Source organism: Nonomuraea sp. NPDC050478, assembly GCF_044458265.1.
GTDB lineage: Bacteria > Actinomycetota > Actinomycetes > Streptosporangiales > Streptosporangiaceae > Nonomuraea > Nonomuraea ferruginea.
In genome coordinates, this window is sequence record NZ_JBITHT010000005.1 from 285,732 (window position 1) to 299,608 (window position 13,877).

A 13,877-nucleotide genomic window follows, 5' to 3' on the forward strand; every position below is an offset into this window, starting at 1 on the left:
CGCCCGGCTCACCGCCGGCTGGACGGTTCACGGGGAACCGCGGGCCGAAGCCCTCTCGTACGGGTCCGGATCCCACGCCCGGGGACGGCGGACCACTTCCAGCATGACCCGGTGCGGAGTGCGCGGATGCGGGCATACCACCACGTCGGCCGCCCAGCACGCCCCGGCGATCCTCTCCCGGCCTCTTTCGATGTCCGCCACGGTGATGCCGGCCCGGCACCACACCCACACCCGCTCCCCGAACGGCGCGGGCGCGCACCACAGGATGGCCGGGATCTTGCCTCGCCTGCTGACGACGTACGCCTCGACGAACCCGACCCGGATCCGGTGCGCGGTGACCACGCACCGGATCCGCCCCCACACCTCCGACCGCGCGGGCGGCCAGAGGGCGACCATCACGAGCACCGCCGCGATGGCGATCAGCGCCGGCCCGGTGGCCACCGCCACCGCGTACGCCAGGACCCCGGCGAGGCCGATCTCGTACCTCCACCGCCAGAGCACGGTCGGCGGGTGCGGGCGGAGGATCGGAGGGGTGAGCAGACGCAGGTCTTCGAGGATGCTCACGGGCTCTCTCCTGACCCGAAGCAGTCCAGGCACGGCCCGCGGCCGGTGGATCCGGTGCCACGACAGGCGCGGCACGTGACCAGCGCCTGCTCCACGGTCCTGCTGTAGATCCTGATCAGCGGGGCCGGGCTGCGTACGCGCCATCCTGCCGCTCTCGCGCGCTCGTCGAAGCGGCGGCAGGCCCATCGATCGAGGAAGCGCAGCAGGGTGGAGCCGAAGCCGATGTGGACGCCCTTCTCAGTGATCGTGCCGGTCACATGCATAGGTTTGATCCTTGGGGATACCGTCTTGTTTGTTGCCATTGCTACATGCATATGGCAATTGCCGATAGGCTGTGACAGTGACGGTTGCCTTACTCATTTGCCTCAGGCACCTGGCTTGGGTTAGAACGAGCGTAAGCGTCGCACCACAGAGGGCCGTTATGACCTGTGCACATCCCAGCCCTTCGAACGACACCCGATCGCCCGACACTGCAGAAGGCGCCGCAGTCCACAGGCGAGCGGACGGAGATCGATGACCAGCCCGACACTCCGTCAACGCCAGCTCGCCCGGCGACTGCGCGATCTACGCCAGGAGGCGGGCCTGAGCATCGCCCAGGTCGCTGAGCACCTCCTCTGTTCCCCTGCCAAGATCAGCCGCATCGAGACGAGCCAGCGGCGTGCCAGCCTTCGCGACGTCCGCGATCTCGGCCGGCTCTACGGGGTCGAGAATCCAACCGAGCTCATGGAGCTCGCCAAGGACGCCCGGCAGCAGGGCTGGTGGCACCAGGGCGAGGGCATCGAATTCGGGCCGCTGATCGACCTGGAGAACGAAGCGAAGGCCATCACCGAGTACGAGACGACGACGATCCCCGGCCTGCTGCAGACCGAGGACTACGCCCGGGCCGTCATCCGGGGATTCTTCCCGGGCAAGGACGCGTCGCTCGTGGAGCGGCAGGTGGACGTGCGCATGCGACGCCAGGAGCTCCTTCGGCGGCCGAACCCGCCGCGTTACTGGGTGTTGCTGGACGAATCCTCTCTCCACCGGCACATCGGCGGAGCCGCGGTCATGAAGCGGCAACTGGACCAACTTGCCCAGGTCGCTGAGCAACCGCAAGTGACCATCCAGGTGGTGCCCTTCGAAGTGGGCGCGCACATGGGGTTCGACAGCGCCTTCATGCTCCTGGAGTTCGACCGGAATGTCGATATCGCGGACATGGTGTTCATGGAAACGAGGGCGGGTCACATCTTCGAGGAGAAACCCAACCAAGTCAGTCGTTTCCGGGAGGTAATAGATCATCTCCGCGCAGATGCGCTCAGCCCTGCCGCTTCCGTCAAGATGATCCTCGCCCGGCGCGACTACTTCATGAACAAGGAAATGTGAAACTTCTGCTGGCAATTACCTGAGGCAAGTACCATGCAAGGCAAGCGGCAACAAAACGTCTCTACGACGCCCAAAGCCGCCCAGGGCATGTCCCGAAATCTTTGCCTCAGTCCGGCGACTCCATCCGAGGAGCCCGCCAGTCAGCAAGGAGCGCTCATTGGGCAAGAACAACCAGGACGGCAGATCATGGCGCCGTTCGAGCCGGTGCAACAACGGTAGTTGCGTGGAGGTCGCCGCACTTCCCGGTGACCGCATCGCGATCCGGGACAACAAGCGGACCGACGACCACATGATCGTTCTTTCACATCAGGCTTATACGGCGTTCCTCGACAAGATCAAAAATAGCTGATCAGGGAAAGACGCCGCTTCTGCTCTTCTTCCCGCCAGGGACGCGAGAACTAGCCCATTCAGGAAAAAGCGGTAGACACGGGTATCCGACCTACCGCTTTTCCACCCGACCCTCCTGCGAACGACCGGCAATTGCGTATACGTGGCGCAATAGTGACAGAATCCTCATCCACGACAGCAATGGCGCTCGACCACGACCGAGAGACGGTCAAAGCCGGACGCTTCGACGCCGTCTGAAACCCCATGTTGACCTGTGCTTGGCCGCCTACATACGGTTGCCTGCTATGGCTGGTTTCAGAAAATTCCTGCTGCGCGGCAACATCGTCGAGCTGGCGGTGGCCGTCATCGTCGGCGCGACCTTCAGCGGGCTCGTGCAGGCCCTCGTCCGCGACCTGATCACGCCGCTGATCGGCGCCGTCACCGGGGGGCGCCAGCCGGACTTCGCGCAATACTCGTTCACCGTCAACGGCAGCGAGTTCAAGTACGGCGACTTCCTCAACCACCTGATCACCTTCCTGATCATCGCGGCGGTGGTCTACTGGCTGGTCGTGCTGCCGATGACGCGGCTCGTCACCCTGTTCGACCGCGACAAGGCGGCCACCACGAAGGAGTGCCCGGAGTGCCTGGGCGAGATCCCGATCGAGGCCCGCCGGTGCATGCACTGCACGATCCAGCTGGTGCCCGAGACGGAGAAGCCGGCCGCCACCACGTAGCGACGCCACGCCGGGCGGGCTGCGTCAGGGCGCGGTTTCGGCTCGGTTCCAGCTGGTACCCCATCAAGTGCGGCCTTGGTCCGACAAGATGGACGGGTGAGCGTTGAGTTGATGGTGTGGGACGCGCCCGTGCCCGTCTCCAGGGACCAGGCACGGGCCGCCTATCTGGAGGTCCGCAAGGGCGAGCCCGTTCAGAGGGAGCTGCCGGAGGTCGCCAAGGAGCTGCCGGGCACCGTCACCGTCTACGGGGACCACGTGCTGGTGACGATGGACCTGGAGACCATGGACGAGATGTCGGCCCAGGTGTTCGAGGTCGCGCGCGCGTACGGGCTGGTGTGTTACGACCCGCAGCGCGACCTCGTCCACAACGTGGCACCGCTCGGGGTCTACCAGGGTATGCAGCTCCACACCGGCGACGGGCTCATCGTGCACGATCCCGATCTGGGGCTGGTGCACGACGTGCTCGGCACCATGTCGCCGCAGAACCCGTTCGTGGCGCTGGTGACGTTCGGCCACCACTTCATCCAGGTCTCCCCCGGCTACGAGCTGGAGTACAAGGAGGGCGCGATGGTGCGCGCCGAGGTGGCGGAGCTGGAGGAGGTGCGGCGCGCCTTCCACGAGTACGCGACGGGCGAGCGGGGGTTCCTCAGCCGTCACTCCTGGTCGGCGGTCTGAAGCACCTCGCACAGCAGGGCGGGGTCGACGTTGCCGCCCGACAGCACCGCCACCGTCAGCCCGCGCGGCAGCTTGCCCGACAGGCGGGCGGCCGTGGCGACGGCGCCGCTCGGCTCGGCCACCAGGCGGCCGGCGGTGGCCAGGTGGCGCATGGCGGCGCGGATCTCGTCCTCGGTGACGGTGACGACGGCGTCGACGTGCGCGCGCAGGTGGGCGAAGGTCAGCTCCGACAGCTCGGCGCGCAGGCCATCGGCGCTGGTGCGGAACGTGCGGGCGGGCTCCCAGGTGATGAGCCGGCCGGCGGCCAGGCTCTCGGCGGCGTCGGCGGCCAGTTCGGGCTCGACGCCGATCACGGCGGCGCGGGGGCGCAGCGCCTTGACGGCGGCGGCGATGCCGGAGACGAGCCCTCCCCCGCTGACCGGCACCGCGACCACCTCGACGTCGGGCAGGTCGGCCAGGATCTCCAGCCCGATCGTGCCCTGCCCGGCGATCACATCCGGATGGTCGTACGGCGGCACCAGCGTGAGGCCGCGCCCGGCGGCCACCTCGGCGGCGGCGGCCAGGCGCCGGTCGGGCGGCACCACGACGAGTTCGGCGCCGTGGCGGCGGATGGCGTCGGTCTTGACGCGGGGCGTGCCCTCGGGCACCACGACCACGCAGGGCACGCCGAAGCTCGCCGCCGCGTAGGCGAGGGCCTGGCCGTGGTTGCCCGATGAGTGGGTGACGACCCCGGCGGGGCGCAGCCGGGCCACCGCGTTGTAGGCGCCGCGGATCTTGAACGAGCCGACCCGTTGCAGGCTCTCGGGCTTGACCAGGAGGTCTCCGACCGGCACCAGCGGGGTGCGGACGACGACCGGCTCGATCCGCCCGGCGGCCGCCCGGATGTCCTCGACCGTCACCAGTTCCATGCGCTCAACCTACGGCGGACAGGCGTGCGCGGGCCAGGCGGACCACCGGGGTGACGGCGCCGACCATCAGCAGGGCCAGCAGCGGCGCGAGGGTCAGGCCGAGCACGAACCCGGCGATCACGTCGTGCGGGTAGTGCACGCCGACGAACACCCGGGAGAACGCCATCACGACGGCCAGGGGCACCACCACCCAGCCGAGCGCGCGCCAGGCCAGCATGAGGGTTCCGGCGGCCCCGGCGGCGATCACCGAGTGGTTGCTGGGGAACGACCAGTCCGCCGCCGGCGGGCAGGCGGCGATCGTCACGACGCCGCCCCGGCACGGCCGGTCCTCCCTGACGAGGAGCTTCAGCACCTCGCTGATCACGTACGCGCCCACGATCCCGGCCGGTCCGGCGATGGCGATCGCCAGGTCCCGCGCGGGAGCGTGGCGGGCGCGCCACCAGCACACGAGGAACAACGCCGCGAAGATGAACAGGCCGGCGTCGGTGCCGACCTCGGCCAGGGTGTGCAGCCAGGCCGGCGTGGTGAGTGCGAAGTCGACGATGTCGCGGTACACACGTGTCCAATCCATTAACAGGTGATGGACACGACTTTACGAGGAGATGGCACCGCGATGTGCCGTCAGAAAGGAGGAAGATCAGGTGGAGCCGAGGAAGCGCCTCGACAGCGCCAGCTGGGTCTGCTCCAGCTCGCCCCGGGTGATGAGGCCGCGTTCGAAGGACTCGGTGACGGCGTCGCGCTCGGCCATGTAGCAGGCGGCCATGATCTCGCTGCGGAGCGGCGTGAAACCGCGCTCGACGCATTCGGCGAACATCCGCGCCTTCGCCCCTACCTTGTCACCCGCGACCGTACAGGCGAGGTCCTGGGCCCTCAGCTGCCCGACGGCGTCACGCAGGGTGATCATGCCGGACGAACCCATGAACTTGGTGTCAAGAGTGATCTTCAATTCCTTTCGCCTCCGTTGTTGTGCAACGCTTTGCAATGACGGCGTATTCCCTGCTCGAAGCGGGTAAAGACGCTTTCGTGATCGGAGAGCACGTGATCGTCGGCTACACCCACGACGCGGGCGGGCGGGAGGCGCTGGCCCTCGGCGCGGCCATCACGCGGGTCACCGGCGGCGAGCTCACGGTGGCCTCGATCTACCCGCCCGGCAGCCCGGGGCGGGCGGTGGAGGCCCAGGCGAACCTGGCGGAGGCGGGCGTGGCGCTGGAGGACGTCCCGTCGGAGTACATGGCGTTCGAGAGCCGGGGCGCCGGCCGCGGGCTGGGGGTGCTGGCCAGCCGGATCAAGGCCGACCTGATCGTGGTCGGGTCGGCGGCCGGCGGGCAGCACGGCCGCATCGCCCTCGGCAGCACCGGCGACCACCTGCTCCACCTGTCGCCGGAGGCGGTGATGGTGGCGCCGTCCGGCTTCGCGCCGACCGGCGAGCTGTCCAGGCTCACGCTCGCGTACGTGCACCGGCCGCAGTGTGACGAGGCGGTGGCGCGGATGTCGCAGGCGGCGCTGCGGCTGGGCGTGCCGCTGCGGCTGATCACCTTCGACCTGCGCACCGACGATCCCGAGCGCATCCGCGACGACCTGGCGCTGGCCGTGCGCCTGGCCTGGGAGACCGCGGGGATCGAGGCGGAGGCCGACGTCGCCGAGGGCCACGACGTGGCGGCCGCGATGGAGACCGCCACGTGGCTCCCGGGCGAGCTGCTGATCTGCGCGGCGAGCGAGGACGCCCAGCCGCACCGGGTGTTCCTGGGCGAGCTGGCGATGAAGATGCTGCGCGCCGCCCCGGTCCCGGTCACCGTGCTGCCACGGGGCTTCTCCTGATCGCCCGCTCGTACAGCTCCAGGTAGCGCTCCGCCATGACGGCCGGTGAGAAGCGGCGGGCGGCCTCGCGGCGGCACTCCTCCGGGTCGATCTCGTCCACCCGGAGTATCCACTCCGCCAGCTCCTCCTCGGTGTCGGCGAGGAAGCCGGTGCGGCCGTGGTCGATGATCTCCGGCAGGCAGCCGCGGCGCAGGCCGACCGGCGGCACGCCCAGGGCCAGCGCCTCGACGACGGCGGTGCCGCCCGGCTCGTCCCACTGGATGGGGAACAACGAGGCGCGGGCGGAGGCGTAGAGCCGGTCGCGGTCCTCGCCGCCGACCGAGCCGATCCAGGTGGCGCGGTCGCCGTCGAGGTAGGTGGAGACGTGGTCGACGAGGTAGCGCACGTCGGGGTGGCCGTAGAGCGGGTGGGACGGGTCCTGGGCGACGGCCTCCAGCTCGGCGGGCGTGTCGAGGCCGCTCACCGGGCCGGCCAGCGTCAGCGGCAGGTCGAGCTTCTGGCAGATGCGGGCGGCCACGTGCTGGCCCTTGAGCCCGCACACGCGGCCCATGACCACCAGGTGCTCGCCCCGCTCGACCCGCAGGCCGGTGCCCGCGAGCGGGGTGGCCAGGTGCACGGCCCCCAGCGCGGCCCGGCGCAGCGCCTCGGGGGCGCGGGCGAGCTGGGAGTGGGAGACGCCGTTGACGGCGATCTTGTGAGGGAAGGAGTCGTAGAAGGCGGCGTGCTTGTGCAGGTCCCAGTGCAGGGTGTGCAGGACGGGCGGGCCGTCCAGCGCCGCCAGCACGCCGGGGCCGACCACTTCGAGGTGGTCGTGGACGAGGTCGATGTCGTCGCGGCGGCGCAGTTCCTCGGCCACGCGCGCCTGGTGGGCGTGGGCGATGCCCATGACCTGGTTGTACGGCTTCTGCAGGTGGGGGAACTGGCCGTCGGCGTAGACGCTGATCAGCTCGTCCACCTCGATGGCGCTCGTCCCCACCGAGGCCAGCACCACCCGCACCCCCCGAGCGCGCAGTTCGGGGATCAGGGTGGCGACGACGTTCTCGATGCCGCCGTATCCAGGAGGCGGTACGGGGAGCCAGGGCCCGGCGTTCAGCAGGATGTTCAAGCCACGTCCTCCTCTAAGACGAGAGTGGCCAGGGGCGGCCGCTCGGCCACGCCCACGTCCACCAGGTCCGCCTGCCCATCCAGGCCGAACTGCAACAGCGTGTGGGCGGGCGACTCCGGGGAGACGAGGCGGCCCTGGCGTTCCAGACGGGACCAGGCGGTCAGCATGATCTGCCCGGCCATCCGGCCGAGCGCGGCCACCGACTGGTGGGTGTGGACCCGTACGCCCAGGTCCACCTGGGCCATCGCGTCCAGGCCGACGAGCTGCAGGAGGTCCACCAGCAGCCCGAACTCGACGCCGTACTCGGTGACGAAGGGGACCTGCTCCAGCACCTCGCGGCGGGCCGCGTACTCGCCGCCGAGCGGCTGGGCGAAGCCGGACAGCTCCGGCCAGAACATGTTGAGCAGCGGGCGGGCCACGAGTTCGGTCACGCGCCCGCCGCCGCCGCGGTGGGCCACCCCGTCCGCGCCCGTGTACGGGCGTTCGTACGAGCCCTTGACGAACTGGATGTCACGGTCCAGCAGCAGCGGCCCGAGCAGGCCGGAGACGAAGTGCGAGCCGAAGTCGCGCAGATCCGCGTCCACGAACACGACGATGTCCCCGGTCGTGGCGGCCAGCCCCTTCCACAGCGCCTCGCCCTTCCCGGTCAGCGGCGGAAGGTGGGAGAGCACCGCTTCCTGGGCGACGACCCGGGCGCCCGCCGCGGCCGCCCTGGAGGCGGTCGCGTCGGTGGACAGGGAGTCGACCACGACGATCTCGTCCACGAGCGGAGCCCGTTCCACCAGGTCGCGGCGGATCGCGGTGACGATGTCGCCCACCGTCGACTCCTCGTTGTGGGCCGGCAGCACCACGCTCACCGTGGTGGCTCCCTTGGCCAGCAGGAGAGAGTCGACCGGCCATTCGGCGGCCGTGCTGGAGTGGAGTCCGTACCATTCCCGGACCCTCGTCAAGGCCTCCAGATCTGATTTCATGCAGTCAACCCCGATCTTTGGAGGTCAGGTCGGCGACAACTGCCCCCTTGATGACTCTTCGAACGTATTTGTTTGTTTTCTGGAGGGCGTGGGATATGCCGGGTTATGTCTCCCGCCATCCGTGTGGGCATCGTAGGGGCCGGCAATGTCGCCGCCCGTCATGCCGACGTCCTATCAGGTTTCCCCGACGTGACGATCGCCGGGATCGCCGATACAGATCCTCGCAGAGCCGAGGCGCTGGCCTCCAAGCACGGCTCCCCCGCCTATGGCGACCATGCGGACCTGCTGAGCGCGGGCGGGCTGGATGCCGTGTACGTGTGCGTGCCTCCCTTCGCGCACGGTGACCCCGAGCGTGACATCCTGGCCTGCGATCTCCCGATCTTCGTGGAGAAGCCGCTCTCGCTCGACCTGGCCACCGCGGAGTCGATCGCGGACGAGATCGACCGGCGCGGGCTGCCCTCCGCCGTCGGCCACCACTGGCGCTACCTGGACATCCTCGACCGCGCCCGGGACCTGCTGGCCGACCGGCCGGTGCGGCTCGCGCTGGGCCACTGGCTGGACAAGGTGCCGCCGGTCGCCTGGTGGCTCGATCCGGGCAGGTCCGGCGGTCAGACCGTCGAGCAGGCCGTCCACGTGCTGGACCTGGCGCGGCTGCTCGTGGGCGAGGTGACGATGGTGCACGCGGTGCCCGCCGGGAACGCCGTGGACGGCGAGGTGGACCGGGCCACCGCCGCCGTCATGAGCTTCGCGGCCGGCGCCACGGGGCTGCTGGCCACCTGCTGCCTGCTGGACCGCAAGCACCGGGCGGGCCTGGAGGTGCACGCCGAGGGCATCGCGCTGGAGCTGAGCGAGACCGAGCTGGTCGTCGACGGCGAGCAGCGGCTGCGGGACGGCGGCGAGGCCAAAGTGGCGGTGGATCGCGCGTTCGTCGACGCCGTCCAGGGTAAGGAGGCCGACGTGCGCGTCCCGTACCGGGAGGCGCTCAAGACCCACCGGCTGGCTCTGGCGCTGGCGCGGTCCGCACGCGAACGGAAGCCGGTGATGCTCGATGCATGACGTCGCGACCGTCCTCAGCATCGAGGCGCCCGGCGAAGTGACGCTGGTCGAGGAGAAGCTCGGCGACGTGCCCGACGGCGGGTTCCTGGTGGAGACCGTCCACAGCGGCGTGTCGGCCGGCACCGAGCTCACCTACGTCAAGGGCGACAACCCCTACCTGACCTCGACCTGGGACCGCGGCCTCGGCCTGTTCCTGGACGGCACGCCGTCGATCGCCTACCCGGTGCGCGGCATCGGCTACATGCAGGTCGGCCGGGTGGTCGAGACCCGCACCCGGGCGGTGGCCGAGGGCGCGCTGGTGGCCATGGCGTACGGGCACCGCAGCGCTTACGTCGCCGACCCGATGCGCGACCGGTTCGTGCCGCTGCCCGGCGAGCTCGACCCGATGCTCGGCATCTACGTCGCCCACATGGGCCCCATCTGCGCCAACGGGCTGCTGCACGCCGCCGCCGACCTGTACGGCCAGGACGTCCACCATCTCGGCGACGGGGTGCGCGGGCGGCGGGTCGCGGTGGTGGGCGCGGGCGTGGTCGGGCTGCTGACCGCGTCGTTCGCGATCTCGTACGGGGCCGCGGAAGTGGTGGTCGTGGACGAGACGCCTGACCGGCTGGCGGTCGCCGCCGCGCTGGGCGCCGACACGCTGGCCGCCGACGCCGATCCGGCGGTCGAGCTGAAGCGGCGCTGGCGCCACGGTCCCGACGACCGGGGCGCCGACGTGGTCTTCCAGTGCCGCGGCCGGGCCAGGGCGCTGGCCCTGGCGCTGAAGCTGCTGCGGCCCCAGGGGGTGGCCGTCGACCTGGCCTTCTACACCGACGGCGCCCAGGAGGTGCGGCTCGGCGAGGAGTTCCACCACAACGGGTTGTCGCTGCGCTGCGCGCAGATCGGGCGGGTGCCGCGCGGCCTGGCGCACGCCTGGGACCGGGAGCGGCTCTCGTACGAGAGCGTCGTCCTGCTCGCGGGCCGCGGCGAGCTGCTACGCCGGCACCTGATCACCGACGTGGTCGGCTTCGACGAAGGCCCCCGCCTGATGGCCCAGCTCGCGAGCCGTGAGCGGCACGCCCTCCAGGCCGTGCTCAGCGATCACGTCGACGATCAGAGCGGCTGACCAGCTGAAGTCGCCGGACCCGTGCCCCTCCAGCGTGAAGGGGTGGAAGTACTCGCGGAAGCCGGACCGGCCCACCGCGCCGATCATGCCGTCGGCCAGCGCGCCGGCCAGGTCGGGGCGGCGGGCCTTGAGCCCTTGCCAGACCAGCCACGACACGTTGATCCAGCTCGGGCCGCGCCAGTAGCGCACCGGGTCGAACCCGGGGGCGGCCGGGGAGTAGCTCGGCAGCACGCCGTCCTTGAGACCGAACAGGTCCAGCCCGGTGCCGATCAGCGCGTTCGCGACGTCGCGGGGCAGGCCCGGCAGGATGAGCGGCACCAGACCGGCGGCGCTGCCGGAGCGGATCAGGCAGCCGGTGATGGCGTCACGGGAGTGGAACAGGCCGTCCTGGTAGAGGTGCTCGACCATGGCGGCGGTGACCGTCTCGGCCTCGGCGTGGTGCGGCGCGGGATCACGGCCGATCACCCGCGCGATCTCGGCCAGGGTCGACTCGGCGATCCCGTACGCGGCGTTGAACAGCGGGTCCTCGACCTGGAAGGCGCACGCGCGGCTGTAGCCGGTGTCGCGGTAGGCGCGGGCGAGCGCGATGTAGCGCTCGTAGTCGCGGTCCGTGGGCCGCTCGGCCGGGTCGATGTGGCACAGGTCGCGGCGCTCCACCCCGTTGGGCACCGGCTCCACCGCGGTCAGCGGCAGGTCCCAGGACGGGCTGTTGTCCATGCCCGACTCCCAGGGGTGCACGATCGAGACGAGCCCGTCGGGCCCGCGCCGCTGCGCGCGCAGGAACTCCTGCTGCGCCACCAGCCTGGGGTAGATCCTGGCGAGGAAGGCGGGGTCGGGCTCGGCCAGGTGGACCCGCCAGGCGGCCAGCGCGTGCACGGGCGGCTGCACGATGCCGGAGGTGGTCCAGCCGGACGGGGAGCGCGCCTCCCAGAACCCGGGACCGGGGAAGTAGGCGCCTTCGGGCACCGCCGGGTTGAACACGATGTGCGGCACCCTGCCGTCGTGCCACTGGGCGCCGAACAGGCTGAGCAGCTCGGTCCTGGCCCGCCGGGGCGACCAGCGGGCGTGGCCGATGGCGATGAAGGCGGAGTCCCAGCTCCACTGGTGGGGGTAGAGCGTGCGGGAGGGGACGGTGTGGCTGCCGTCCCAGTTGTCGATCAGGACGCGCAGCGCGTCGCGGAGGATCATAGGAACTTCCTGATGAAGGCCGCTGTCTGGGGGAGGACGATCTCGGGCTCGCCGCGCAGGCGGCATTCGAGCGCGAGGTAGCCGTCGTAGCCGACAGCGTCGAGGGCGGCCAGCTGGGCGCCCCAGTCGAGGTGACCGGTGCCCGGCTGGTTGCGGTTGGACTCGCTGATCTGCATGTGCGCGAGGTAGGGGGCGGCCTCCACCAGGGAGCGGCAGGGGTCGTCCTCCTCGATGTTCATGTGGTACGTGTCGCCGACGACCCTGATCGAGTCCATGGCGCAGTACGAGACGGCCTCGGCCAGGGTGTTGACCATGTGGTTCTCGTACCGGTTGAGGGGCTCCAGCATGATCAGCACACCGTTGCGCTGGGCGTGCTCGCCCAGGATGCCCAGCGCCTCGGCGAGCACCTCGCGGTCGTCGGCCGCGCTGCGCGGGGGCGTGAACGGGGGCAGCCGGAGCGAGAACTGGCCCCAGGAGGCGGGGGTCATGACGCCGACGCCGCCCAGCTCGCCGATGACCGTCAGCTGGGAGCGCAGCTGCTGGATGGCGTCCTTGCGCTTGGCCGGGTCGAAGTCGCCGATGAAGTGCGGCATGTCGACGCACACGGTCGGCATGACCACGCCGTCGGCGAGCGCGCGCTTCAGCTCGGTGAGCCGGCCCGCGAAGTGGAAGTCGCCCTTGCCCCGAAGCTCGATGGCGTCGAACCCGGATTCGACGGCGAACGCGAACTTCTCCTGCAGGGACCGGCCCGGCAGGAGCTGCTCCTGGGCGGCGAGCTTCACTGTGACTCCTCGAAGGTGAAGACGAGCTGGAGCACCTCGGACTGGTGCTTGTCGATCAGGTCGAAGGCCGCGGGCGCCTCGTCCACGGGCACCAGATGGGTGACCAGGCCGCTGACGTCGAGCTCGCCCCGGTGCACGACCTCCATGAACGTCCGCTGGAGCCTTTCGACGTCCCAGCGGTGGGACAGCCAGGAGGCGACGCCGCCGATCTGGGAGGAGATGAGCTGCACCTGGTTGTGGTGGAACTCCTCGCCCAGCCGGAGCCCGAGCCCGTCGCCCTGGTAGAAGCCGGCGGCGACGACCCGGCCGCCCCGGCGCACGGTGCGGATGGCCTCCTGGAGGCCGAGGTGGCTGCCGCTGAGCTCGATCGCGGTGTCGGCGCCCTCGATCCGCTTGCGGATGAACTCGGCGACCGAGCCGGCGTTCACGTCGAAGGTCTCGGCCGCGCCGAACTGCCTGGCCAGCTCCAGGCGGGCCGGGATGGCGTCGGCCGCCACCACGCGGGCGCCGCTGAGCACGGCCAGCCGGGTGGCGAGCAGGCCGATGACGCCCTGTCCGAAGACGGCGACCTGGTCGCCGAGGTGGATGTCGGCGGCGTGCACGGCGTTGAGCGCGATCGCGCCCACCCGGGCGAAGACCGCGTGCAGCGGGGTCGCGCCGGGCGGCAGGACGTGGCCGGCCAGCCGGGCGGCCGGCACGACGGCCTCGGCGCGGTGGCCCCAGATGCCCCAGACGACGCTGCCGACGGCGGGCTCCGCGACGTCGGGCGCCGCCTCCACCACCTCGCCGACCTCCTGGTAGCCCCAGCCGGTCAGCGGGTAGGCGTGCGTCCGCCCATCGAGGAAGAGGCGTCGCTCGACATCCCACCTGCGGTTCAGATAGGGGTTGGTGCCGCGGTAGGCGGTGAGCTCGGTGCCCGCGGAGACACCTGAGTACATCGTACGGACGCGTACGCTGCCCGGGACGAGCTCGGCGGGCGGTTCCAGGCTGACGGAGACCTGGCCCGGTTCTTCGAAGGTGATGACGCGCATTCCCCAACAACTTACGCTTATTGATCAATCAAAAGTCACGGGATTAGTACTGCTCCGCACACCGTAGTCGGGGGCGGATCACTCTAAAGTCTACGACTTCCGTACGAGAAACTTCAGCAAAAAGGGGTTTCAGACATCGAGTTCTGGAAAGCGACCTTACCCGCTATTTGCGGCAGAGCAGCTCCAGAGAGGGTCCCGGCCGCTGGTACCAGCCGGAACCACTTCGCCTCGATGACCGAAATCCGATCAGA

Annotated in this window: 16 protein-coding genes and 1 pseudogene; 7 read left to right on the plus strand and 10 right to left on the minus strand. The window is 70.3% G+C overall.

Annotation, left to right across the window (positions count from 1 at the left end; translation table 11 throughout):
* Nucleotides 1-27: 27 nt before the first annotated feature.
* Both ACIBF7_RS26145 and ACIBF7_RS26150 read right to left on the minus strand, forming a co-directional pair.
* Nucleotides 28-564, minus strand: a complete 537-nt coding sequence (locus ACIBF7_RS26145) for a hypothetical protein (RefSeq protein WP_397198370.1) — start codon at nucleotides 562-564, stop codon at nucleotides 28-30.
* A complete protein-coding gene (locus ACIBF7_RS26150; RefSeq protein ID WP_397198371.1) occupies nucleotides 561-827 on the minus strand; it encodes a hypothetical protein in 267 nt (88 codons plus the stop codon). The genes ACIBF7_RS26145 and ACIBF7_RS26150 overlap by 4 nt, the downstream gene beginning before the upstream one ends.
* Nucleotides 828-1,077: 250 nt before the next feature.
* On the opposite strand from ACIBF7_RS26150, the gene ACIBF7_RS26155 reads away from it, so the two are divergent.
* From ACIBF7_RS26155 to ACIBF7_RS26170, 4 genes are all read left to right on the plus strand, one after another.
* Nucleotides 1,078-1,926, plus strand: a complete 849-nt coding sequence (locus ACIBF7_RS26155) for a helix-turn-helix domain-containing protein (RefSeq protein WP_397198372.1) — start codon at nucleotides 1,078-1,080, stop codon at nucleotides 1,924-1,926.
* Between the two features lie 157 nt (nucleotides 1,927-2,083).
* Nucleotides 2,084-2,275, plus strand: a complete 192-nt coding sequence (locus ACIBF7_RS26160) for a DUF397 domain-containing protein (protein ID WP_397198373.1) — start codon at nucleotides 2,084-2,086, stop codon at nucleotides 2,273-2,275.
* Nucleotides 2,276-2,558: 283 nt separating this feature from the next.
* Complete coding sequence (gene mscL / locus ACIBF7_RS26165) at nucleotides 2,559-2,987, plus strand: large conductance mechanosensitive channel protein MscL (RefSeq protein WP_148033954.1); 429 nt, start codon at nucleotides 2,559-2,561, stop codon at nucleotides 2,985-2,987.
* A gap of 96 nt (nucleotides 2,988-3,083) precedes the next feature.
* Nucleotides 3,084-3,662 carry a hypothetical protein gene (locus tag ACIBF7_RS26170; RefSeq protein ID WP_261808809.1) on the plus strand — a complete coding sequence of 193 codons (579 nt, stop codon included), beginning with the start codon at nucleotides 3,084-3,086 and terminating at the stop codon, nucleotides 3,660-3,662.
* Here ACIBF7_RS26170 and ACIBF7_RS26175 read toward each other — a convergent pair.
* The 3 genes from ACIBF7_RS26175 to ACIBF7_RS26185 form a co-directional block, all read right to left on the minus strand.
* Entirely contained in the window at nucleotides 3,641-4,570 is a 930-nt protein-coding gene (locus tag ACIBF7_RS26175; protein WP_364226291.1) for a threonine/serine dehydratase, read from the minus strand. The two genes, ACIBF7_RS26170 and ACIBF7_RS26175, sit on opposite strands and share 22 nt — an antisense overlap.
* Nucleotides 4,571-4,574: 4 nt before the next feature.
* Nucleotides 4,575-5,141 (minus strand): phosphatase PAP2 family protein, encoded by a 567-nt coding sequence (locus ACIBF7_RS26180; RefSeq protein WP_271275461.1) that lies wholly within the window; start codon nucleotides 5,139-5,141, stop codon nucleotides 4,575-4,577.
* Between the two features lie 66 nt (nucleotides 5,142-5,207).
* Entirely contained in the window at nucleotides 5,208-5,516 is a 309-nt protein-coding gene (locus tag ACIBF7_RS26185) for a hypothetical protein (RefSeq protein ID WP_271275462.1), read from the minus strand.
* Nucleotides 5,517-5,593: 77 nt separating this feature from the next.
* On the opposite strand from ACIBF7_RS26185, the gene ACIBF7_RS26190 reads away from it, so the two are divergent.
* Nucleotides 5,594-6,388, plus strand: a complete 795-nt coding sequence (locus tag ACIBF7_RS26190) for a universal stress protein (protein WP_261808810.1) — start codon at nucleotides 5,594-5,596, stop codon at nucleotides 6,386-6,388.
* On the opposite strand, the gene ACIBF7_RS26195 is transcribed toward ACIBF7_RS26190, so the two are convergent.
* A complete protein-coding gene (locus ACIBF7_RS26195) occupies nucleotides 6,360-7,493 on the minus strand; it encodes a glycosyltransferase (RefSeq protein ID WP_148033957.1) in 1,134 nt (377 codons plus the stop codon). The genes ACIBF7_RS26190 and ACIBF7_RS26195 overlap by 29 nt on opposite strands.
* A complete protein-coding gene (locus ACIBF7_RS26200; RefSeq protein WP_271275463.1) occupies nucleotides 7,490-8,464 on the minus strand; it encodes a glucosyl-3-phosphoglycerate synthase in 975 nt (324 codons plus the stop codon). The genes ACIBF7_RS26195 and ACIBF7_RS26200 overlap by 4 nt, the downstream gene beginning before the upstream one ends.
* Before the next feature lie 105 nt (nucleotides 8,465-8,569).
* Between ACIBF7_RS26200 and ACIBF7_RS26205 the strand changes: the two genes are divergently transcribed.
* Together ACIBF7_RS26205 and ACIBF7_RS26210 are read left to right on the plus strand one after the other, a co-directional pair.
* The gene (locus ACIBF7_RS26205; protein ID WP_271275464.1) at nucleotides 8,570-9,520 is read left to right on the plus strand and encodes a Gfo/Idh/MocA family protein; all 951 of its coding nucleotides are present in this window, start codon (nucleotides 8,570-8,572) and stop codon (nucleotides 9,518-9,520) included.
* Nucleotides 9,513-10,625, plus strand: a complete 1,113-nt coding sequence (locus ACIBF7_RS26210) for a zinc-binding dehydrogenase (protein WP_271275465.1) — start codon at nucleotides 9,513-9,515, stop codon at nucleotides 10,623-10,625. Before ACIBF7_RS26205 ends, ACIBF7_RS26210 begins: the two co-directional genes overlap by 8 nt.
* A gap of 9 nt (nucleotides 10,626-10,634) precedes the next feature.
* On the opposite strand, the pseudogene ACIBF7_RS26215 reads toward ACIBF7_RS26210, so the two are convergent.
* The 3 genes and pseudogenes from ACIBF7_RS26215 to ACIBF7_RS26225 all read right to left on the minus strand — a co-directional run.
* Nucleotides 10,635-11,879: pseudogene (locus tag ACIBF7_RS26215) on the minus strand (MGH1-like glycoside hydrolase domain-containing protein); the annotation flags it as partial.
* The gene (locus tag ACIBF7_RS26220; protein ID WP_148033961.1) at nucleotides 11,810-12,595 is read right to left on the minus strand and encodes a sugar phosphate isomerase/epimerase; all 786 of its coding nucleotides are present in this window, start codon (nucleotides 12,593-12,595) and stop codon (nucleotides 11,810-11,812) included. The pseudogene ACIBF7_RS26215 and the gene ACIBF7_RS26220, both read right to left, overlap by 70 nt.
* Nucleotides 12,592-13,626 (minus strand): zinc-binding dehydrogenase, encoded by a 1,035-nt coding sequence (locus ACIBF7_RS26225; protein ID WP_148033962.1) that lies wholly within the window; start codon nucleotides 13,624-13,626, stop codon nucleotides 12,592-12,594. Before ACIBF7_RS26225 ends, ACIBF7_RS26220 begins: the two co-directional genes overlap by 4 nt.
* Between the last annotated feature and the right edge of the window lie 251 nt (nucleotides 13,627-13,877).

Coding starts and splice junctions, on each gene's coding strand:
- ACIBF7_RS26150 (WP_397198371.1), bottom strand. CDS start 827: ATGCATGTGACCGGCACGATCACTGAGAAGGGCGTCCACATCGGCTTC.
- ACIBF7_RS26155 (WP_397198372.1), top strand. CDS start 1,078: ATGACCAGCCCGACACTCCGTCAACGCCAGCTCGCCCGGCGACTGCGC.
- mscL (WP_148033954.1), top strand. CDS start 2,559: ATGGCTGGTTTCAGAAAATTCCTGCTGCGCGGCAACATCGTCGAGCTG.
- ACIBF7_RS26175 (WP_364226291.1), bottom strand. CDS start 4,570: ATGGAACTGGTGACGGTCGAGGACATCCGGGCGGCCGCCGGGCGGATC.
- ACIBF7_RS26180 (WP_271275461.1), bottom strand. CDS start 5,141: ATGGATTGGACACGTGTGTACCGCGACATCGTCGACTTCGCACTCACC.
- ACIBF7_RS26200 (WP_271275463.1), bottom strand. CDS start 8,464: ATGAAATCAGATCTGGAGGCCTTGACGAGGGTCCGGGAATGGTACGGA.
- ACIBF7_RS26205 (WP_271275464.1), top strand. CDS start 8,570: ATGTCTCCCGCCATCCGTGTGGGCATCGTAGGGGCCGGCAATGTCGCC.
- ACIBF7_RS26210 (WP_271275465.1), top strand. CDS start 9,513: ATGCATGACGTCGCGACCGTCCTCAGCATCGAGGCGCCCGGCGAAGTG.
- ACIBF7_RS26225 (WP_148033962.1), bottom strand. CDS start 13,626: ATGCGCGTCATCACCTTCGAAGAACCGGGCCAGGTCTCCGTCAGCCTG.